Origin of the sequence: Bradyrhizobium nitroreducens (genome assembly GCF_002776695.1) — a bacterium.
Classification (GTDB): Bacteria; Pseudomonadota; Alphaproteobacteria; order Rhizobiales; family Xanthobacteraceae; genus Bradyrhizobium; species Bradyrhizobium nitroreducens.
In genome coordinates, this window is the sequence record NZ_LFJC01000003.1 from 6,969,949 (window position 1) to 6,990,491 (window position 20,543).

The window sequence follows — 20,543 nt, forward strand, 5'->3', positions numbered from 1 at the left end:
GCCATGACCGGGCGAGATCGCGAAGACGCTCCCGGGCACTTCGTGCCTTCTACAGTTCGATCAGCGCTTTCTTTCCTTCGGCCGGCGTTGTCCGCTAGCCTCGGCGAGAAGCTGGCTCTCACGATTTGGCTCTTCTTCGTCAGTGCATCTTGGGCTGTTGTGCGCTCGAGCTTTGTTGTGAGGTCGACTTCGGGCGAGATCCTCGAGAATGCAGTGCCCCTCTGGATCAGGTTGGCTTTCTTTGCGGTCTTTGCAATTTCGTCGTTGTCGTTCTTCCTGCTTCGGAAAGATCGGTTCTGGCTGCTCGGACTAGGTTCCACTGTAGGGGTGTTACCTGAAGTTCCTACACTGCCCTTCGTGCGAGACGGCGCCCACTTTCTGATAGTTCTGAGCGCGGTGGCAGTGCTGCTGTATTGGATTGCGTTTCGCCCGAAGGAACGAGCTCCGGCGTTTGCACGCATTTACGCTGCCTATCTCGTCGTCTGTGCGGCTTCCACGCTGGTCAATTTCCTGCTGTTTCAAAACATCTGGCAATTGAAGATGGGTGTGTCCTTTCTGCTCTTTTTCTCGATGCTCGCCATTTTGATCCTGGGAGTTAGCTCCTGCGGCAAGGGGCGTTGGGAGGTGGTCGATGGCTTGGTCGATGGCTTAGCATGGGGAGCGATCGGGCAGTGCGTGATAGCGGTCCTGGCACTACCGCTTCTGTTCATTTTGCCGTTTCAGGAAGGAAACGACACAGTCTTTGGTCTGGCATTCTATGACCGCTACAAGTCGACCATGCCAGGACCGGTCAATCTCGGGATGTTTTTCGTCGCAGTCATGCCGGTGGTGCTTCTCTGGATGCGCAGCGGAAGCAATCCGATCAGGACGCAAGTTGGCTGGGTCTATCTTCAATTGGCACCTTGGCTTGTCGTCATCACCGGAAGCCGTACGGCCCGGATTGTCATGATTGGTATTCTCCTCAGCTTTTTTCTAAAGTCGACAACGCGAAGGAACGCTCTGCTGATACTACCTTCCACAGTAGCGGCGTTCTATCTAGGCTTTTACTTCGAATCCTTCCCGGCAGCGATACGTGCGCTGCTTGGAGATAGCAATGCCGCAGCTCTCAGCATCAAGGGGCGATTTTTCGACGTAAGTGATCGATCAGGCCTGATCCAATCGGCCATAGACGCCCTTCCACTCCTGGGACAGAATTCGATCAACGTGGCGGCGGCACTGTACGATTCTGCGAGGGCCAGTTCCTTTTGGGTGCCTCCGCTTGCGAATGTCTTGCCTCCAGAACTTCTGGTCGTGCTGAACACGCTATTTGGTTATGGCGCTGGCGTCGGGGGCTATGTGCGAAGCGGGTTCCCGTCGCCGCACACGACAATTCTAAATCTCCTGATTGACTCCGGCGTTCTGGGTGGCGTGCTTTGCTGCGCGTTCTTTATTTGGCTTGCTTTGCGACTCTTCGTGCGATCATTTTCGAGGTCTGACCCAAACGCAATCACAATCTGGCTTTGCCTGTTAAGCTACGGTGCGGCATCGGTCGCAAACGGCACCTATGTTCCCCAATGGTGGGGATATTACTCCGTTGTCCTGATCCTGGCCTCTGCAGCAGCAGGAGGTTCACCGGCGAAGCGTTCGTACAAAGAGATGTCGGAGCGTGGCCGCCCAGCTGATCTGAGCAAGACGTACGACGTCCGGTTGATCACGGCAGCTGAAAGCAGGCCGGTCAAACGCCAATTGGATAGAAAATGATGTCAGACGGCGACCAGAAAGTTCCAGCGGCTGCCCATGTCGAGGGCGGACGCGAGCCGTTTTTATCAATTGTAACAGCGACTTACAACAGTGTTAGCACTGTGCGCGATACGTTGGAGAGTGTGCGAAAGCAAACGTTTCAGGATTTCGAGCACATCGTTGTTGATGGAGGATCGACGGATGGCACGATTGACGTTCTCAAAGAATATGGTCCCGCCATTCGATGGATATCCGAACCCGATCGCGGCATCTACGATGCAATGAACAAAGGCATCGCGATGTCTCGTGGGCATTGGATCCATCTGTTGAATTCGGATGACTTTTATGCTTCCAACGATGTGTTAGGCCGAATTGTCCCCAAGTTACTTCCTAATGCGCTCAACTATGCCGATCTAATTCGGTTGAATGCCGATGGGAGCCGATTCAGTCAGAGTTATCGGTACCGGAAGTGGCCGTTGTATCTCTCTGCCTTTCTTCCGCACCCGTCCTTGCTGGTCTCGGCAGAACAGTACCGGCTGGCCGGGCTCTATGACGCGAGTTTTCGAATTGCGGCTGATCATGACCTCATTTTGCGTCTTCTTGACCGCTACCCGCCAAACCATATCGAGGTCGAAATGACGGTGATGCGGCAGTCCGGCGTTTCGGCGACCAATCTAGATCTCACAATGGATGAATTTGGCCGGGTCTTGCGGAAGCATAATGTGCCGATTATCCTTATTGAACTTGTGATGGGCATCCGCCGAATCTGGTGGAAAATGAGGTCCTATAAGCGGTCTAACTGAGCGTCTGCAGCCGCGCTGGACCGGGCCCAGTTCGTCGATTGCAATTCGAAGCTCTTCATCGACACGAGCCCTGGGGTCGAATATTGAGACCCCGCAAACCTAGGTCTATGGCTTAAAGCTCGGGGGTCACAACCATTCTTTGGGGGTTGCCTAACGTGCTTTTCGCAGCTCGCGTTTTGGTGGTATAATATTATGGCAATCGAAGCATCGTCGGCGCTCTTGGAGGCAGTGGAACCCAAGCCCAGGACACCAACGCCTCGCAAGGTGCTTATCTGGCATTGGGGGAGACGCGGCGGCGGCGTAAGGTATACTTATGAGTTGGTGCGAGAGCTTAGAAAGCGTCCGGAGCTCGAGCTGCATTTGTCGCTTTCGCGGCAAGGGGAGATCGTTGCCGATTTCGACGCGCTCGGATTGCCGGGCTATCACGTTGATACCTATACGAATGTCTCGTCAGCCATTCTTGCATTGCTACGCGTGCCGATCGTACGACGTCGTTTTTGGCGCTATATTCAAAAGCATAACATCTCCGTGGTGGTGTGCACCATGAGCCATTTGTGGAATGTTCCGGTCTTGTGGCGCAGACCCCGAGACGTTGCTTACGTATTCGTTTTGCATGATCCAAAGCCGCACGCCGGGGACGACATCGCCATTCGCAAATGGATGCTCGACACCGAAATCGCCGCAAGCGACGGCATCGTTGCTCTGACGGAGTACACGCAGAAGTCGGTTACGACGAACAACAGTTTTCCTACCGAACGGGTCTGGACCGCCCCGCTGGGGGTCTTCCCCTATGCCGAAACTCGAAGCCCGGCTCCCATGCCAACCGGACGTAAGATCCAGCTGCTCTTTTTCGGACGCCTGTTGCCGTACAAAGGACTGGATATCCTTCTTGACGCCTACAAAATCATGAAGCGCGAGGGCAAGGATGTCGGGCTTCGCATCATCGGTCCAGGAGATATCGAGCCGTATCGGGCGCAGATCGCCGGGCTTGAGGACGTCTTCGTTGATAATCGATGGATACCCGAAGAGGATGTCGGTGCGGCCTTCGAGGGAATCGATATCGTCGTTGCGCCATATCGCGGCGCGAGCCAGTCCGCCGTGCTCGCGACGTCAGGCGCGGCCGGAATTCCGGCCGTCGTGACTCCCGTCGGAGGGCTTGCCGAGCAGGTCCTGCATGAGCAAACCGGTCTGGTCGCCGCAGACGCGACGCCTGCCGCGCTTGCTGCCGCGCTCGGCCGGCTCGTAGATGACGAGGCCTTGCGGCTGCGTTATGGGGCGGCGGCGAAGGTTCACGCCATGAGCGAGTTGTCGTGGTCTGCCATCGCTGCGAAGTTCGCGTCGATCCTTACGTCGATCACCCCACGCCAGAAATCCGAAACGCAATAATGTGTGGTATCATTGGTATTGTGGGGAGTAAGGCAGGCCGGATCGATCGCCAGGTTCTTCGCCGGATGACCGATGCGCTTGCTCATCGCGGACCGAATGGCGACGGCCACTGGATCAGCGAGGACGGCGGCGCCGGATTTGGCCATCGTAGGCTTTCGATCATCGATCTGTCATCCGCCGGAGCGCAGCCGATGGTTTCGGCGTCCGGCCGTTATGCGCTGACGTACAACGGCGAAGTCTACAATTACCGAGACCTGCGCCGCGAGCTTGAGGCCAAGGGCCATCAATTCAATGGTCACTCGGATACCGAGGTCGTCATTGCGGGCTTTGAGCATTGGGGCATCGATGAGACGATCTCGCGGTGTGCCGGCATGTTTGCGCTCGCCGTCTGGGACGAGCGCGAACGCACGCTTGTGCTCGCGCGCGATCGGCTCGGCATCAAGCCGCTGTACTATCGCGTTGCGAACGGAACGCTTATCTTTGCGTCGGAGCTGCGCCCGATCGTGGTGCAGTGCGGAGAGCTTCCTCCGGTTTCACTGGCGGCTTTGTCCGAATACTTGCGCCTCGGTTACGTTCCGGCGCCCTTCAGCATTTTCGAGGGCGTGTACAAGTTGCCCGCCGCGACCACCCTCAGATTTCGCGAGGGTCATGCGAGCGAGCCGATAGCCTATTGGTCGATTCCGGAGGTCGTCGCGCGCGGCATGTCGAGGCAGCGGTCGAACGAAGAGGAGGTGCTGGAAGAGCTGGACCAGCGCCTGCGCAGCATCGTTGCCGAGCACATGATCTCCGACGTGCCGCTGGGGGCGTTCCTGTCCGGCGGCATCGATTCCAGTTCGGTCACCGCGATCATGCAGGCCGTTGGTGGGACGGCCACCAAGACATTCTCGATCGGTTTTCACGATCCAAGCTACAACGAAGCCAAGCATGCCGCCGACGTCGCGAAGCATCTTCAGACCGACCACACCGAGCTTTACGTCTCGGATGCCGATGCGATGGCCGTCATTCCCTCGCTCCCCGATATCTATGATGAGCCCTTTGCGGATATCTCGCAGATACCGACATTTCTTGTCTCGAAACTCGCGCGACAGCAGGTAACGGTTGCGCTGTCCGGTGATGGTGGCGACGAACTGTTCGGCGGCTACAACCGCTATTTGTTCGTCTCCGACTATTGGAAACGTCTGACCAGGATTCCCCATACGTTGCGCCGCATGGCCGCGTCCGGTTTGTCCTCGGCTTCGCCTGCCAGCTGGGACGCAGCTTTTCGCGCGCTGAGCTACGTCCTGCCGCCACATCTGCAGCCCGCGCTGCCGGGGCAGAAGATCCATAAGGTCGCGTCCGTGCTGGCATCCTCAACCTTGCACGAACTGCAGAGCAGGTTGGTGTCGCAATGGGCAAATCCCGAAACCGTGTTGGTCTCGTCGGACGGCGTCGCTCTTGCAAGACCTGCGCCCCTGGCGCTGGCGCCCGACCTTCCTGCGACCGCGGAGCAAATGGCCTGGGACACATCGACATATCTCGTGGACGACATCCTGACCAAGGTCGATCGGGCAAGCATGCGTGTTGGGCTCGAGGCGCGCGTGCCGCTCCTGGATCACCGCATGGTCGAATTCGCCTGGGAGATTCCCATCTCCTTGAAGTTCAGGAATCATTCCGGAAAATACATTCTTCGGCGTTTGCTGGAGCGGTATGTGCCGCGTGAGCTGTTCGAGCGCCCGAAGATGGGCTTCGGCATACCGATCGATAGCTGGTTGCGTGGTCCGCTGAAGGGCTGGGCATTGGATTGGCTGTCCTCTGGCAATGACGAGTTTTTCGATCGCCAAGCCATCGGCGATAACTGGCAGCAACATCAGATCGGCCGGGTGAACCGCGGTGGCCAGCTTTGGACCGTGCTGATGTTCGATCTGTGGCTTGAGCGGGCAAGGCGATGGGTCTGAGTTCCTGCGTGCCGTGGTGGGCCAAGCTGGGCATCAAGCTTGGGCTTGCGCGCCTGCCTGTCCCTTACGCCCTCTGGAAACGCATTGGACTGTTCCGCCATGGCGAGATGATGGTTCCGGACCGTGCAATCTCCGCGTTCGAGAGCCATTTCCAGTCCGCCGTGCAGCACGGACAACTTCCTGCAAAGTTTCGTTCTCTCGAGCTTGGACCGGGAGACTCGGTCCTGTCGGGCTTCGTCGCCCGCGCGTTCGGTGCCGAAAAGGCGTGGCTAGCGGATGCAGGGCCTTTCGCTGAAACCGACATCGCTGGATGCCGCACACTTCTCGAGTTGCTTGCCTCGCGCGGGCGGGCCATTGCGCCGCTGAAGTCGGCGACCCTTCCGGACGCGATGCAGGAGTACGATGTCGTTTATCTGACGGAAGGCACGAGCTCGCTCAAGACAATCCCTGACCAGTCGATCGATTTCGCCTGGTCCCAGGTCGTGCTCGAGCACATCTACCGCGACGAGTTTCCGGCCCTCATGAAGGAATTGCGCAGGGTCGTGGCCCTCAACGGGATCGGTGTTCACAGCATCGATTTCCGCGATCATCTTGGGGGCGGCCTGAACAATCTGCGCTTTGGAGATGAAGTCTGGGAGACCCAGGCATTCCGGACCTCAGGCTTCTACACCAATCGCATCCGTCCGCGGGAAATGATCGACATGATGAAGGCGGCCGGCTTCAGCGTCGAGGTTATCTCCGAGCAGCGATGGCCAGAACTGCCGCTGGCTCGTGATCGGATGGCACCGCAATTTCGGCCGTTTGCCGATGAGGACTTCATGGTTTGCGAAATCCGCGTGATCATGAGGCCAGTGTGAGGGAGGCGTCCGTTCTCGATCGGAAGCGGTTGCTGTTCGTCGTGACAGAGGACTGGTACTTTGTCTCCCACCGCCTGCCGATCGCCCGGGCGGCGTCGGCCGCCGGCTACGAGGTATTCGTGGCAACGCGACTTGGCGAGAAGGCCGATGCCATCGTACGCGAAGGATTCATTCCCATCGGCCTGAAGCGCATGCGGCGCTCCGGCCGAAATCCGTTCCGCGAACTGGCGAGCATCGCTGAACTGGTGACGCTCTACCGAAGCTATCGCCCGAGCATCGTTCATCATGTGGCGATGAAGCCTGTCCTGTACGGTTCGATCGCGGCACGGCTTGTGGGCGTGGCCGCAATTGTCAATAACCTGGCGGGATTGGGCTTCGTGTTCTCGTCGAAGGCGGTCTATGCGCAGACCCTTCGCCGCCTGATCGCTCCGCTATTAAGGTATGCGTTGAACCAGCGGCAGGCGTTGACAATTGTCCAGAACAGGGATGACGCGCGGGTATTGGCCGATGACATCGGCGTCGCACCGGAGAAGATACGCCTCGTAAAGGGATCGGGGGTCGATCTCGCGCAGTTCTCCGAAATGCGTCGGGAGAGTGCTCCACCCACCGTGCTCCTGGCGTCCCGGATGATCAAGGAGAAGGGGGTCGAGGATTTCGTGCGGGCCGCAGCTCAGCTGCGGAAGAAGAACGTGGCTGCAAGGTTCGTCCTTGCGGGCGCGCCCGACCCCGAAAACCCGCACTCCATTCCTCAAGCCGTTCTCAGGCGATTCCACGAAGATGGACTGGTTGAGTGGTGGGGACATCGCGACAACATCCCCGAGATAATCCGTGAGGCGGCGATCGTGTGTCTGCCGACCACGTACGGGGAGGGGGTTCCCAAGACCCTGATCGAAGCAGCCGCGGGCGAGTGCCCCATCGTCACCTATGACGTGCCGGGCTGCCGGGAGATCGTGACGGATGGTGCCAATGGTATGCTCGTCCCGGCAGGAGACGTCGGCCGGCTCGCCCAGGCCATCGAGCAACTGCTGGCGGACCCGGAGCAACGAAGGCGTATGGGAGCGCAAGGCCGAAAACTCGTTCAGGCGGAGTTTTCCCAGGAAATCGTCGTTGCCCAGACGCTTGCGATCTATTCCGAGCTTCTGACGCAATGAAAGTCCTGGTCGTCGGCGCTTCAGGGTTTGTTGGCGGGCATCTGGTCCGTCGGCTCGCCGCCGACGGAATTCCCTTCCGCGCTGCCGTCCATCGCAATCGCGGCGACCTGCCGGGCGTGACCGATGTTGCCGAGAATGTTGATCTCGAAGGCCCTTTCGATTGGACATCTGCGGTCGCTGGATGTGACACCATCGCGCATCTGGGTGCCCGGGTGCATGTGATGCGCGAAAGTAGTGCAAATGCACTGGATGCATATCGTCGTGTCAATGTGGACGGGACTTTGTGTCTTGCACGTAAGGCCGCCGCTGCCGGCGTTCGCCGCTTCGTGTTTCTCAGCTCGGTCAAAGTATGCGGCGAATCCACAGCTCCCGACGCGCCTTTCGTTGAATCAGCAACGCCGCACCCGCAAGACCCCTACGGATTGTCGAAGCTCGAAGCCGAAACTGGCTTGCTTGAGCTCGGCCGCGAGAGGGGCATGCAGGTCGTCGTCCTGCGTCCGCCCCTGATCTATGGACCGGGCGTGCGTGCGAATTTTCTATCGATGATGCGTTGGTTGCGGCGCGGAGTCCCGCTGCCGCTTGGCAGCATCGAAAATCGGCGCAGTCTGATCGGTGTTGGCAATATGGTCGATTTGATCTGCGCCTGCTTGCGGCACCCTGCGGCGGCCGGAGAAGTCTTTATGGCCAGCGATGGTGAAGACCTGTCGACACCAGAACTTTTGAAAAGGCTGGCGGTGGCCCTCGAGACCAAGGCCCGCCTGCTACCCGTTCCCGTTAGTCTATTGGGCAGCGCGTTCGCATTAGCAGGCCAGCGGGCGCTGGCGCAGCGGCTCTGCCTCTCGCTTTGCGTCGACAATCGGAAGGCCCGCAAGATGCTTGGCTGGCAACCGCCTTTCAGTGTCGATGAGGAATTGCGGCGCACCGCGCGAGCGTTTCTGCAATCTCACTAGATAGGTGATAGGCTCGGGAAGCGCTATGGCCTTGCCCCCGCTGCACGGCGATACTCGAGTTCGCCGTCTGCCAGCAGCCTGACGACGTCCTTCATGAAGACCTTTGCTTCCCAGCCGAGGATCCGTCTCGCTTTGGCGGGGTTGGCCGAATTGCACTTCAGGTCGATCGGACGAAGCAGGCTTTCGTCGAAGTCGATATGCTTTTGCCAATCGAGTCCGAAATAGCTGAATGCCTCGCGAACGAAGCTCTCGAGCGTATTGGTTTGTCCTGTTGCGATCACGAAATCTTCGGGGGCATCGGCCTGGAGCATCATCGCCATGGCTTCAACATATTCCGGCGCCCAGCCGAAGTCCCGGGAGATATTCAGGTTCCCAATTCGCAGGTTGTCCGTCTTCCTCTCGGCAATATCGGCGGCGCCTGACACGATCTTTCGCGTGACAAAGCGCTGCGGACGCAATGGCGAGTCGTGGTTGAACAGGAGCCCCGAGCACGCAAAGAGCCCGTGTGCGTCTCTGTAGTTCGCAACGGTCCAAAATGCCGCGGCCTTTCCAACGCCGTACGGGCTTCGTGGACCGAACGGGGTGGATTCGTCGGCAGGCAACTCGGTATTGCCGAAGCACTCGCTCGAGCACGCATTATAGACGCGAGAGCTCAATTTCAATCGATGGACGGAATCGACGATGTTGTGAGCGCTAAAAATGGTAGATTCGAGAGTCTGGATCGGTTGGTCAAATGAGAGGCCGACGGAAGATTGACTCGCCAGATTGTAGATCTCGTCGGGAGTCGTCTCGGAAATGACGCGCAGGACGCTGCCGAAATCGGCAGGATCCACGGAATGGAGCGTCACTTGGTCGCGGATACCCAGCCGCTGCAGATTCGCGAAGATGCCGAGTTCCTTGTCGCGGGACGTTCCATGGATCGCATAGCCGAGCTTGAGCAAATGCGCGGCCAATAGCGAGCCGTCCTGTCCCGATATTCCGAAAATTAGCGCTTTCTTGGGCATGGGGCGAACTGACTTCCGAACCGCGGTTGCAACACTATAGCTAGCTTTAAAGGTAGGCCGCCTCAAGAGCTAGCGGCTTGGGCGAGGCCCGTCGCGAAAGATAGGGGATTGCAACGGAGATGCTTCCTAGCTAACGAGACGTTGCAGCGCAGTTCTGGCGGGAGCGGACCGGTTTGCCAACTATCCGAAATATTGGCGTCATAGGCCTTGGCTACGTCGGCCTTCCAGTGGCGGTGGCGTTTGGTCGGGCCGGATATCGGGTCATCGGATTCGACATCAGCGCGGAGCGGATCGCCGAACTGCGTCGAGGTCAAGACCGTACGCGCGAAATCGAGACGTCGGAACTGCACGCGGCACGCATCGAATACACGGACCATCCGGGAGGTTTGAACGCGGCGGACTTCTTTATCGTCACGGTTCCGACGCCGATTGACGGTGCAAACAAGCCCGACCTCCGTGCGCTGTTGAGCGCATCCATGTCCGTCGGCAGCGCCTTGAAAAGGGGAGACATCGTCGTTTACGAGTCGACGGTCTATCCCGGTGCGACCGAAGAGGAGTGCGTGCCGGTTCTCGAGCGAGCCTCCGGACTCAAGGCTGGCGTTGATTTCCACGTCGGATATTCCCCTGAGCGGATCAACCCCGGAGACAAGGAACATCGCTTCGAGACGATCCAAAAGGTGGTGTCCGCGCAGGATGCCGATTCGCTCAGGATCGTTGCCGATGTCTATGGCGCTGTCGTCAGGGCCGGCATCTACCAGGCGCCCTCGATCAAGGTCGCTGAAGCGGCTAAGGTGATCGAGAACACGCAACGAGATCTCAACATCGCCTTCATGAATGAGCTCTCGCAGATCTTTCATGCGCTTGATCTCGATACCGGCGATGTGCTGGAGGCTGCCCGCACAAAGTGGAATTTTCTCCCGTTTCAGCCGGGGCTGGTTGGCGGGCACTGCATTGGGGTCGATCCCTATTATCTGACCTATCGCGCCGAGATGGCGAGGTATCATCCTCAAGTCATCCTTGCGGGGCGGCGCATCAATGACGACATGGGCGCACGGATTGCGCGAGAGTGCATTCGGCGTCTCCTGAAGAGGGGGGCTCGCGGTGGGATTGTCACGGTGTTGGGCGTGACGTTCAAGGAGAACGTGCCGGACCTGCGCAACTCCAAGGTCGTCGACATTGTCCGCGAACTGGAATCGTTCGGCATCAAGGTTCAGGTCGGTGATCCCTGGGCGGACCGCGCCGCGGCCCTCCTCGAGTATGGAATTGAGCTCTCCGATTTAGAAGAGCTTCAACCGGCCGACGCGGTCGTGCTCGCCGTCGCGCACGACACTTTCGTCAATCTAGGCTGGCCATTCTTGCAATCGCTCCTAAAAGAGGGGCAGGGTCTGGTCCTTGACGTCAAGGCCCGCCTAGACCGGGCGAGCAAGCCGGCTGAAATAGAACTCTGGCGACTCTAGCTTCTGAACAGGTAACGGGCGCAATGACTGATCAAAAGATACTGGTGACCGGCGCCGCCGGATTCATAGGTTTTCACGTTGCGCATCGGCTTGCATCGGCTGGTCGGGAAGTGATTGGGCTCGATGTCGTCAACGACTACTATGATCCCGCGCTGAAGGAAGCGCGCCTTCGTGTGCTGCAGGAATTTCCGTCCTTTCACTTTGTTAGGATGGATCTTGCCAATCGCGACGCAATTGCTCCATTCTTTTCCGAGTCCCGATTTTCCCATGTCGTACATTTGGCGGCTCAAGCTGGCGTGCGATATTCTTTGGAGAATCCGCATGCTTATGTCGACGCAAACCTGCAAGGCTTCATGAACATCCTTGAGGGCTGTCGGCATACGAAAATTCGGCACCTTCTCTACGCTTCGTCATCGTCTGTTTACGGCTCGAACAAGAAGCTGCCGTTCTCGGTCCATGACAACGTCGATCATCCGATCAGCCTTTACGCGGCTTCCAAGAAAGCAAATGAGTTGATGGCTCATGCGTACAGCCATCTCTTCTCCCTGCCGACCACGGGCTTGCGGTTTTTCACGGTGTATGGACCGTGGGGGCGGCCCGATATGGCGATGTTCATTTTCGCAAAAGCGATCGTGGAGGGCAGGCCCATCAAGCTGTTCAATGACGGGCAGATGTCGCGCGACTTCACCTACGTCGACGACGTCGTGGAGGCTATCGTCCGGCTGATCGATCTGCCACCCGCTCCCGGGCAGCAGGCTCCGACGGACGCTTCGGATCCCTCCCGCAGCGCCGCGCCCTGGAGGATCTATAATGTCGGAAACAACAGGCCCGAGCAACTAATGTACGTCGTTTCCCTGCTTGAGAAGGAACTGGGTCGTGTTGCAACGAAGGAAATGCTTCCGATGCAGCCTGGCGACGTCCCGGCGACATACGCCGATGTCGATGATCTCATGCGAGACGTCGGTTTCCGGCCGGCAACCAGCGCCGAAGAAGGAATCAGGAAGTTCGTCAAATGGTTTCGCAGATACCATAACGTCTAGTTGGAGGGGCCGCCGTGGCGGCCAGACCTTTTCCGAGTAGTCAACGAAGAGCGCAAGCAAAGGCTTCCATGCTCCCATCTGGCGCGACCACTGTCCGTTCGCGGGGGGGATAGGCGAATGCCCATTCGTCTAAGCATTCAGATTGAGACGCGACTTAAGCCGCGCCTCTTTCGGTTAAGACGTCGAATCGGACGAAAAATCCGGCTCGGGAGGCCGATCCCTGAACAGATAATCGCCAACATAATATAGCGCTATGAAAGCGCAGATGCCTATGGCAGCCGCGTAGTACATTACTACATCATTGTAGAGGAATGTCTCGAACTTCTGAACCGCGCTCCCAAGCATGATCAGTCCCTTGATTCGATGCCGATTCTATTCATAGCAGAACAATTTGCTTAATGAACCGTTAAAGGGGCGTATGTGGGATACTTTGAGCTGTTTACCAAGTTTAGGCTTTGCTCAAGCCTAACTCTCAGCCGAGAGAGGCGTGTACGTTCATTTCAATCAATACCTGAGAGCCATCTTCGCTTGCCGAGAGCACGCGCCAATCCGAAAACCTGTAAAGATCCACAAATTCCCGCCATGCCTTGAATTCATGGTTCGCCGAGTAGAACTCGTCAAACAAGATAATGTAGCGGTATTTTAGAGGGCCGCAGATCGTATCCAGGATAGGTCGCGTAGAAATATATAGATCTGCGTCGAAATGGATAAGCCGCAAGTCGTCAGGCCAGCCGTTTTTGGAGAGATAGCGAGTCACCGACTCACTGAACAGGCCTGACTCAATATTGACGTTTGGTTGCGGCGGTGGCGGAAACCCAATCCCGCGTTCCAGGTTAGCCACGATCTCTCGGCGTTTTTGGGGGTCATCGGCCCACAATTCAACGGGGCCGCCGAAACCTTTGATCGATCCGGCCGGCAATCCATCCCAGGATTCCGGTAAGCCTTCGAAGCAATCAAAACCAACTAAACGAAATGTCCGTGGGAGGTGATCGACGAAATACTTCAGTGATCCGCCATTGTTTGTGCCCAACTCAAGGAGCGTTCCTGAAGAAGAATTCGCATTTACCCAATTTAGCGCGATATTCCAGATGGGGTGCTTTCCGGTCGATTTATTGAAAGTCGGTACGATCGTCACACGTTGATCTCTTGCGATCCTCTCTTTCCAGAATTGCTCAAAGCGTAAAGTGTTTGCGATCTTCTGGATGGTGACGCCAAACCATTCAATCTTATCAATTGCGGTCGCAGAAAGTGAGGACAGTCGAGCCAGTAATCGTCGAGATTTTCCCGCGTGGCGGGGCCGCTCAGCGAAGGGCGCTGTTGCAACGAATAGCGGTTTAATCTGTTCATTCATTCGGACCCATCCGGGGGCAACGTGTATAAGCAACCGCAACCGGCACAGGGCTCAATCGGCCTAGGCGCAACAAACGTACATTGCATTATCTCGCCACTTTTAGGTTTGTAGCAGTTCTGCGCGATGAGCGGAAGCTCTCGGGGCTCGGGGACGGCTGCCCTGGGAGCGTCACACTTCGACCAACCTTGGCGCAACGTTGGTGTAATCCATGTTTAGGCTCGCCCTCAAGTCAACTTCTCTGGGGAAATGCACCTGTTTTGGCGCCTTAAAGGAGCCTACCTATGAAGCTCTTTGTAGTTTCTTCCGCACTAGACTAGCTGTGGTCTGCCAGGAGGTTGTCCATCTGGTCTGAACCGAGGAAGCTGAGGTTGCGAAGCTTCAGTGTTCCAAGGAGAGACCAGATGAACGTGCATAAGAATGCGCCTTTGACGCCCAAAGGTCGAGAGGCGATGGTGCGAAGCGTGGTCGAGGGTGGGTTGAGCCAGGCCGGCGCGGCTGACCTTTTCAACACGACGCCGAAGACCGTCGCCAAATGGGTCAAGCGCTTCCGCGCAGAAGGTGTGGATGGCTTGCTCGACCGCTCGTCGCGACCTCATTCATCGCCGAGCCAAACCCCGCCAGCCACGTGCACCGCGATCGAAGCCTTGCGCCGGCAGCGCCACACCGGCAAGCAGATCGCAGCCGAAGTCGAGGTCTCGCCGGCTACCGTCAGCCGCGTCCTACGCCGCCTGGGATTGAACCGGATACGCGATCTGGAGCCGGCCGAGCCGGAGCGCCGCTATGAGCGCGAGAACGCCGGCGAGATCATTCACATCGACATCAAAAAGCTCGGGCGTTTCCAGCGTATCGGCCACCGTATCACCGGCGATCCGAGTGCTCCGAACAAGAGCCGCGGCGCCGGCCGGGATTTCGTCCATGTCTGTATCGACGACCATTCCCGCGTCGCCTTCCCCGAGATCAAGCCCGACGAGACGGCGGCCAGCGCTGTTCCCTTCCTCAAGGCGGCTGTGGCCTATTACAAAAGCCTCGGCGTCACCGTCACGCGTGTCATGACCGACAATGGCAGCTGCTATCAGTCGTTTGCCTTCCGCGACGCTTGTCGAGACCTCGGCATCAAACACATCCGGACAAAGCCTTACACGCCCAGAACAAACGGCAAGGCCGAGCGCTTCATCCAGACTGCACTTCGGGAATGGGCTTACGCCAAAGCCTACCCCACTTCGGATCGACGCGCCGAAGAGCTACCGATCTGGCTGCATCAATACAACTGGCACCGGCCCCACGGTGGTATAGACTCACAAACGCCGATCAGCAGACTTGGGCTGACCAAGGACAACCTCTTGAGGCTCCACATCTAGGGCATAGGCGTCCGGGCGAAGGTTTGGTTCTCGTCGTACAAGCATTGCGAGTAGTAGGCCCACGGCTAGGCAGTACAGCGTACCTTGGGTAACTTGGGAGAGCTGGCTATTGAAAAGTGATCCCAAGACGTTCTGAAGCACTACTGCTTGTCCCAGCACTTGAGGAACACTGGTGCCCCAAAAAAGAACGAGGTGTGCTGTCCACATACTCATGAGAAGGGCCCCCCCGAGAAGCCCGGCTTGTATAGCGATGGCAAGAAACTGATTATGAGGGTCGGGAACCGCCTCACCATAAGGCGAGGGTCTGTCCGCTTCAACAGAAGCATACAACGATTTGGTGCTTCCGGCCCCATGCCCAAGGATGGGCGATTGCCAGATGAATTCAACTGCCTTGCTCCAGAAGTCGAGCCGACTTGCAGTCGACATTGTGGGTTTTCCGGAGAGGACGACCTCCGCTCTCTCCGCGCTGATGGTTCCAAGGGACTCAATTTCTTTGGTCTTAGGAGACACGGTTGTTGGCTTGTGGGGAGGGGAGGGTGTCTGCGTCGCGCCGAGCTTTGTAGTCTCAGACGATTCAGCTTTCAGGGCACGCAGGTCGGTGCTGATCTCTTTAACTCGACGCTGAGCTTCGCTAGAAAAGCTCACCGCGAGCCCCGCAACGAGGCATAATGGAATTGCTACGGCGACGCGAATTTGCCACCCGTCGATGTATGCCAAGAGTCGTATGGCTAAAGCCAGAGCGATTAGCACGCCTGTCTTAGATAGGGTGATCAGGAAAACATCAGCGAAAAGAGCGACGGCAACAACGCCAGCGCAAACTGCTGTCAAATTCTGCTTTGCTCGCAAGAGTTGAACTGAATATATTCCTAAGCCAAAAGCACATAGTGAGAAACAGGTACTTTGAACGGCATTGTCCTTCACAGGTACTCCAGGGCCCTTGAACCAACCCCAAGGACCTGAACCCCACGAGAGTGAGGCAATAGATAGCACAAGTAAGACCATACAAGCCGCAGCGAAGCCATATGCGATGTGCATCGCTTGCCGCTGGCTGTATGTGCCTGCCATGACAATGGGAATTAGCAAAAGCTTGGCGTAGTGCGATACCCCACCCGGTCCGAACGGCTGAGGTGACCAAAGCATACTGATGGCAAGGAGGGCGAACAACGATATAGGGAGTGTCGCAGCCGGAAATCGCAATATGTGACGCCAATCTTCTTGGCTGGCCGAAAACAGGCTGAATACAGCTAAAAGGGTCAATGCGATTGCGGTGCCAGTCGTTGTTATGGGAAGCATAAAGGCTGTCAGGATAGCACTAGATTGGCGGCCTCTCTCTACGATCAGGAATATCCGCTTATCCATCGTTGCGCCTGCATAGCTTTCTATGTCGAATTTACAAGGTGAGGAGCATCCTTGCAGTAGGGAGTCAAGACGTCATCTTGGAACTCGTTGGTGCACAGGAGGATTGGCACGATCGGCTCTCGATGCTCGGCTGACTTGGCAGGTTAAATGCGTCATAGTCCGAAACGTACGCTGTCCGGCTCCCGCCCGGAGGGGGCCATTTGCGAACTGAGGTGAGCAAGGATGGACTGGTTGATAGCGCTTTTTGCGATCTTCCTGTTCGCAGGTGGGCACGACCGAAGCGCGTTCTGGCTGATGACTCTCGCTGTAATTGTAGGGATCGGCAGTGTCGTACTGCGCCTTCGCAGCGACTACTCTAATTTCCAATCGTGGCTTCCACCCAAGCTGGTCATCGTTGCAGTCTTGGCAAGCGCGGCGCTGTGGCTAGGTGCCCGAGCTGCAATGTTCTGAACCGTGCTTCTACGCGCTAGCCTTCTGCTTCTTCATCTCCCATGAGATCTTAGTATCCGTCCGGTGAAGGCCGCCTTGCCGAATGAGGCGTGTTGTTGAGAATTGTCCTTATGGACAGTGATAGGCGCAGTGCCCAAGTCGAACGGCTTGAGGTGGTGGACACGGGCCGGCGGCGGCGCTGGTCCGAGGACGAGAAGCTCAAGATCGTCCTGGAGAGCTTATAGGCACCGCGCCAAGTTGCGGCAACAGCGCGGCGCTATGGTGTTTCACGCTCATTGCTGCTGCGATGGCGACGGTCGTTTCTGCCTGAGAAGGATACTGCTCATCAAGCTGGCTTCGTACCGGCGATGGTGGTCGCGGAAGCAGGGCCGGCGCCTTGTCCGATCGCGCCGGTCAGCAGCGGCGGGTCGATCGAGATCGAGTTTTTTGCCGGGCTCGGATGCGGATCACGGGCACGGTCGACGCGGCGACGCTGAAGGCAGCGGTTGCGGCACTGGCAGATGGACGGCCGCGGTGATCCCCATTGCGTCGGGGGTGCTGGTGTGGATTGCGACCGGCCACACTGATATGCGTCGCGGCATGAACTCGCTGGCCTTGCTGGTGCAGGAAGCCTTCAAGCGAGATCCGCACGGCGGCGATCTCTATGTCTTCCGAGGCAAGAGTGGCAAGCTGATCAAGATCCTCTGGCACGATGGGCTCGGGATGTCGCTCTACGCCAAGCGGCTTGAGCGCGGCCACTTCCTGTGGCCGTCGCCGGCTTATGGCGTGGTGACGATCACAACAGCCCAGCTTGGCTACCTGCTGGAGGGCATCGACTGGCGGATGCCGCAACATACCTGGCGACCGCAGGCGGCGGGCTGATCGCTGGGATTTGAATCGGTGGCACGATCGGCGGTTCGGACAGAGATCGCGTCTTGTGATTCTCTGGTCGGCGATGAGCGCCGATGATTCTCTTCCCGACAATGTGACCACGCTGCAGGCGATGCTGCGCGCCGAGCGCGCGGCCCGGTTGGCTGAATGCATCACTCCCCCGAGTATTAAGCACCTAAAAAGCCACGGATTATATGTATTGCCGGAGCGCGACTAACTCGCCACGATCGAATTTGAAGTATCATGATATGAGGAACTGCGTAGCCGCTAGTTGACATTAACTTTGACGACGATTTGCTAGCCGCCTCGCTACAAACGCGATATCCCTACAGTTAGTGATCGAGCTAGAATTGACTGCCCCCCTGAGGAATTAGATGACGAAGAAGCGCGCATTAATTACCGGAGTTACCGGACAAGACGGCGCCTATTTGGCCGAACTTCTTTTGCAGAAGGGATATGAGGTCCACGGCATCAAGCGCCGAACCTCGCTCTTCAACACCGATCGCATCGACCATCTGTATCTCGATCCCCACGAGCCCGATCCGCCCTTCCGCCTTCACTACGGCGATTTGACGGACTCCTCGAGCTTGATCCGGATTGTCGGCCAGGTCCAGCCAGACGAGATCTACAATCTCGCGGCGCAGAGCCATGTCGCCGTTTCGTTCGAGGAGCCGGAGTACACTGCAAACTCCGACGCCCTTGGCGCGTTGCGCATCCTTGAAGCTATCCGCATCACCCGCTTGGAAAAGAAGACCCGCTTCTACCAGGCCTCGACCTCTGAGCTCTACGGCCTGGTCCAAGAGATCCCCCAAAAGGAAACCACGCCGTTTTATCCCCGCTCGCCGTACGCCGTTGCAAAGCTTTACGCCTACTGGATTACGGTCAACTACCGCGAAGCTTATGACATGTATGCCTGCAACGGCATTCTCTTCAACCACGAGTCTCCGGTTCGTGGCGAAACCTTCGTGACCCGAAAGATCACGCGCGCTCTGGCGCGCATCCATTTGGGCCTTCAGGAACGACTTTACCTCGGCAATCTCGATGCCTTGCGCGATTGGGGACACGCGCGTGACTATGTCGAAATGCAATGGCTGATGCTGCAACAAGACGAGCCGGAGGATTTCGTGATTGCTACCGGCGTGCAGCACTCTGTCCGGGATTTTGTGAATGTCGCAGCGAATGAAGTCGGCATGACTGTTCGTTGGGAGGGAAGCGGCGTCGACGAAAAGGGATATGACGCCAAGTCCGGGAAGTGCATCGTTTCGGTCGATCCGCGCTATTTCCGCCCCACCGAAGTCGCGACGCTTCTTGGTGATCCGTCGAAGGCCAAGCAGAAACTCGGCTGGGAGCCCAAGACATCGTTCGAAAGCCTGGTTCGAGAAATGATGAAAGAAGATCTCGAATCCGCAAAACGGGATGAGCTCATCAAGCAGCACGGCTTCAGATATTATCCGCGCCACGAGTGAACGGCGGCAAGCGTAAGAACAGGAGGGCGGGAAGCAGAAATGCTCTCCTGCCCTTTTCAATTTACGACGTGTTGCGCCGACTGCTGATCATCACGGCTGGGGAACGACATCCTTCACTGGAATTGAGACGGGTGTAGGCGACAAAGCGGGCTTTGGCACCTTCAGGGCTGCCATGTCTTCGATCCAGCGCCGGACGATCGTTCGACGATCCCAACGCTCGACGGAGCGCCTTCGCCCCTCAGCACCCAGCTTTTCGCAAAGCGCGGGGTCCTTACTTAGGCTCTCAATTGCTGCGGCGAGCGCCGGTGTATCGCCTGGGGGAATGACCAGCCCAGCACCTTCAACTTCAGCGGCAAGGCCGGTGCCTTGGCTCGCCATGGCAATGACCGGTCGCCCGGATGCGAGAACCGCCCCGAGCTTTGAGGGCAGCACCAGATCGGCGGCCTCTGCCTTCTGAGGAATGAGATGAAAATCGGCCGTCGCCATCAATTCATTGAAGCTCTCGGCAGGCTGCAAGCCCAGGAAATGGACTCTCGAACGGCCGGCCGCCATTTCGATCAGCTTTGACTTGTGAGGGCCCTCTCCCGCGAGGATGAAATGAATGTCGGGGCGCCTCTCTTCCAAGGCGGCAGCCGCATCGATTGCAAGGTCCAGCCCCTGCTTGTTCGACATCGTGCCTGAGTAGAGCCCGACAATCGCGGTGTCGGGAATGCCGAGCTCCTGGCGATATGTGGTCTGCCTGGAGGCAGGATAGATCGCGGCCGTATCGATCCAGTTTCTCACCTCGGTTATGCGCTCTGCGTCCAGCCCCTTGCCGCGCAGGCGATCGACCATCTGCGGGGAGATTGATGAAACCCTGTCAAAGGAGCGAAGAATAGCCGCTTCCGTCTTCAGCATCACCGTCCGCAGCTTCTCGTTCTGGAGCAAGCCCAGATCGAAAGCCGCATCGACTTCGAAGTCCTGCACATGGAGCCAAGACTGCGCGCCAATCCGCCGCGCAACGAAGGAGACCAATGCAGCGGACATCAACGAAGGGGCGACGGAGAGCATGATGTCGGGACGCCAGCTGAGGGCCTCCTTCACGACTGGCAGCATGCTGCTCAATGCAAAGGATGCGTGATGAACCAAACGCTTCCCGCCCGATGGCTGCGCAGGCACATAGATCGGCGTGCGCGTAACGCGGACGCCATTGATACCCGTTGCCCTGAAATAAGACGCACCAAATCCATGCGGGATCTTCCAGGCGGGATAATAGGGCGGAGCAGTGATCACCCGCACTTCGTGACCTTCGTCGACGAGGCTCTCGCACAGCTCCGTATTGTACTTCGCTACGCCAATGAGATCGGGCGCATAATTGATGCCGACCAGCAGAATACGCATCAATGGAA

At 57.7% G+C, this 20,543-nt stretch carries 18 protein-coding genes; 14 read left to right on the plus strand and 4 right to left on the minus strand.

Annotation, left to right across the window (positions count from 1 at the left end; translation table 11 throughout):
* The first annotated feature begins 3 nt into the window (after positions 1-3).
* From TSA1_RS33125 to TSA1_RS33155, 7 genes are all read left to right on the plus strand, one after another.
* Positions 4-1,740, plus strand: coding sequence for a hypothetical protein (locus TSA1_RS33125; RefSeq protein WP_210421913.1), 1,737 nt, complete (start codon positions 4-6; stop codon positions 1,738-1,740).
* Complete coding sequence (locus TSA1_RS33130) at positions 1,737-2,522, plus strand: glycosyltransferase family 2 protein (RefSeq protein WP_245448469.1); 786 nt, start codon at positions 1,737-1,739, stop codon at positions 2,520-2,522. The genes TSA1_RS33125 and TSA1_RS33130 overlap by 4 nt, the downstream gene beginning before the upstream one ends.
* A gap of 192 nt (positions 2,523-2,714) precedes the next feature.
* The gene (locus tag TSA1_RS33135; RefSeq protein ID WP_100179990.1) at positions 2,715-3,908 is read left to right on the plus strand and encodes a glycosyltransferase family 4 protein; all 1,194 of its coding nucleotides are present in this window, start codon (positions 2,715-2,717) and stop codon (positions 3,906-3,908) included.
* Positions 3,908-5,842: an asparagine synthase (glutamine-hydrolyzing) gene (gene asnB, locus TSA1_RS33140; protein WP_100179991.1), complete on the plus strand. Its 1,935-nt coding sequence runs from the start codon at positions 3,908-3,910 to the stop codon at positions 5,840-5,842. Before TSA1_RS33135 ends, asnB begins: the two co-directional genes overlap by 1 nt.
* Positions 5,833-6,699, plus strand: a complete 867-nt coding sequence (locus TSA1_RS33145; RefSeq protein ID WP_100179992.1) for a methyltransferase domain-containing protein — start codon at positions 5,833-5,835, stop codon at positions 6,697-6,699. The genes asnB and TSA1_RS33145 overlap by 10 nt, the downstream gene beginning before the upstream one ends.
* A 29-nt stretch (positions 6,700-6,728) precedes the next feature.
* Entirely contained in the window at positions 6,729-7,850 is a 1,122-nt protein-coding gene (locus TSA1_RS33150; RefSeq protein WP_210248330.1) for a glycosyltransferase family 4 protein, read from the plus strand.
* Positions 7,847-8,800 carry a UDP-glucose 4-epimerase family protein gene (locus tag TSA1_RS33155; protein ID WP_100179994.1) on the plus strand — a complete coding sequence of 318 codons (954 nt, stop codon included), beginning with the start codon at positions 7,847-7,849 and terminating at the stop codon, positions 8,798-8,800. Before TSA1_RS33150 ends, TSA1_RS33155 begins: the two co-directional genes overlap by 4 nt.
* Positions 8,801-8,823: 23 nt before the next feature.
* On the opposite strand, the gene TSA1_RS33160 is transcribed toward TSA1_RS33155, so the two are convergent.
* Positions 8,824-9,804: a GDP-mannose 4,6-dehydratase gene (locus TSA1_RS33160; protein ID WP_100179995.1), complete on the minus strand. Its 981-nt coding sequence runs from the start codon at positions 9,802-9,804 to the stop codon at positions 8,824-8,826.
* Positions 9,805-9,986: 182 nt separating this feature from the next.
* Between TSA1_RS33160 and TSA1_RS33165 the strand changes: the two genes are divergently transcribed.
* Together TSA1_RS33165 and TSA1_RS33170 are read left to right on the plus strand one after the other, a co-directional pair.
* The gene (locus TSA1_RS33165; protein WP_430649806.1) at positions 9,987-11,261 is read left to right on the plus strand and encodes a nucleotide sugar dehydrogenase; all 1,275 of its coding nucleotides are present in this window, start codon (positions 9,987-9,989) and stop codon (positions 11,259-11,261) included.
* A gap of 23 nt (positions 11,262-11,284) precedes the next feature.
* A complete protein-coding gene (locus TSA1_RS33170) occupies positions 11,285-12,301 on the plus strand; it encodes an NAD-dependent epimerase (protein WP_100179997.1) in 1,017 nt (338 codons plus the stop codon).
* 472 nt (positions 12,302-12,773) lie between these two features.
* Here TSA1_RS33170 and TSA1_RS33175 read toward each other — a convergent pair whose 3' ends face one another.
* Positions 12,774-13,652 (minus strand): hypothetical protein, encoded by an 879-nt coding sequence (locus TSA1_RS33175; protein WP_100179998.1) that lies wholly within the window; start codon positions 13,650-13,652, stop codon positions 12,774-12,776.
* Positions 13,653-14,053: 401 nt separating this feature from the next.
* On the opposite strand from TSA1_RS33175, the gene TSA1_RS33180 reads away from it, so the two are divergent.
* Positions 14,054-15,010 carry an IS481 family transposase gene (locus TSA1_RS33180; RefSeq protein ID WP_100179999.1) on the plus strand — a complete coding sequence of 319 codons (957 nt, stop codon included), beginning with the start codon at positions 14,054-14,056 and terminating at the stop codon, positions 15,008-15,010.
* Here TSA1_RS33180 and TSA1_RS33185 read toward each other — a convergent pair.
* Entirely contained in the window at positions 14,948-16,369 is a 1,422-nt protein-coding gene (locus tag TSA1_RS33185) for an O-antigen ligase family protein (protein ID WP_100180000.1), read from the minus strand. The two genes, TSA1_RS33180 and TSA1_RS33185, sit on opposite strands and share 63 nt — an antisense overlap.
* 222 nt (positions 16,370-16,591) lie before the next feature.
* Between TSA1_RS33185 and TSA1_RS33190 the strand changes: the two genes are divergently transcribed.
* The 4 genes from TSA1_RS33190 (at position 16,592) to gmd (ending at position 19,155) form a co-directional block, all read left to right on the plus strand.
* Entirely contained in the window at positions 16,592-16,819 is a 228-nt protein-coding gene (locus tag TSA1_RS33190) for a hypothetical protein (protein ID WP_100180001.1), read from the plus strand.
* Between the two features lie 513 nt (positions 16,820-17,332).
* Complete coding sequence (tnpB, locus tag TSA1_RS40850; protein ID WP_100180002.1) at positions 17,333-17,680, plus strand: IS66 family insertion sequence element accessory protein TnpB; 348 nt, start codon at positions 17,333-17,335, stop codon at positions 17,678-17,680.
* A 55-nt stretch (positions 17,681-17,735) separates the two neighbouring features.
* Entirely contained in the window at positions 17,736-17,906 is a 171-nt protein-coding gene (locus tag TSA1_RS39430; protein ID WP_161497296.1) for a hypothetical protein, read from the plus strand.
* A gap of 157 nt (positions 17,907-18,063) precedes the next feature.
* Positions 18,064-19,155 carry a GDP-mannose 4,6-dehydratase gene (gmd, locus tag TSA1_RS33205; RefSeq protein ID WP_100180003.1) on the plus strand — a complete coding sequence of 364 codons (1,092 nt, stop codon included), beginning with the start codon at positions 18,064-18,066 and terminating at the stop codon, positions 19,153-19,155.
* Positions 19,156-19,245: 90 nt separating this feature from the next.
* Here gmd and TSA1_RS33210 read toward each other — a convergent pair whose 3' ends face one another.
* On the minus strand, positions 19,246-20,535 hold the full coding sequence (locus TSA1_RS33210) for a WcaI family glycosyltransferase (protein WP_100180004.1): 1,290 nt from the start codon (positions 20,533-20,535) through the stop codon (positions 19,246-19,248).
* Positions 20,536-20,543 lie beyond the last annotated feature (8 nt).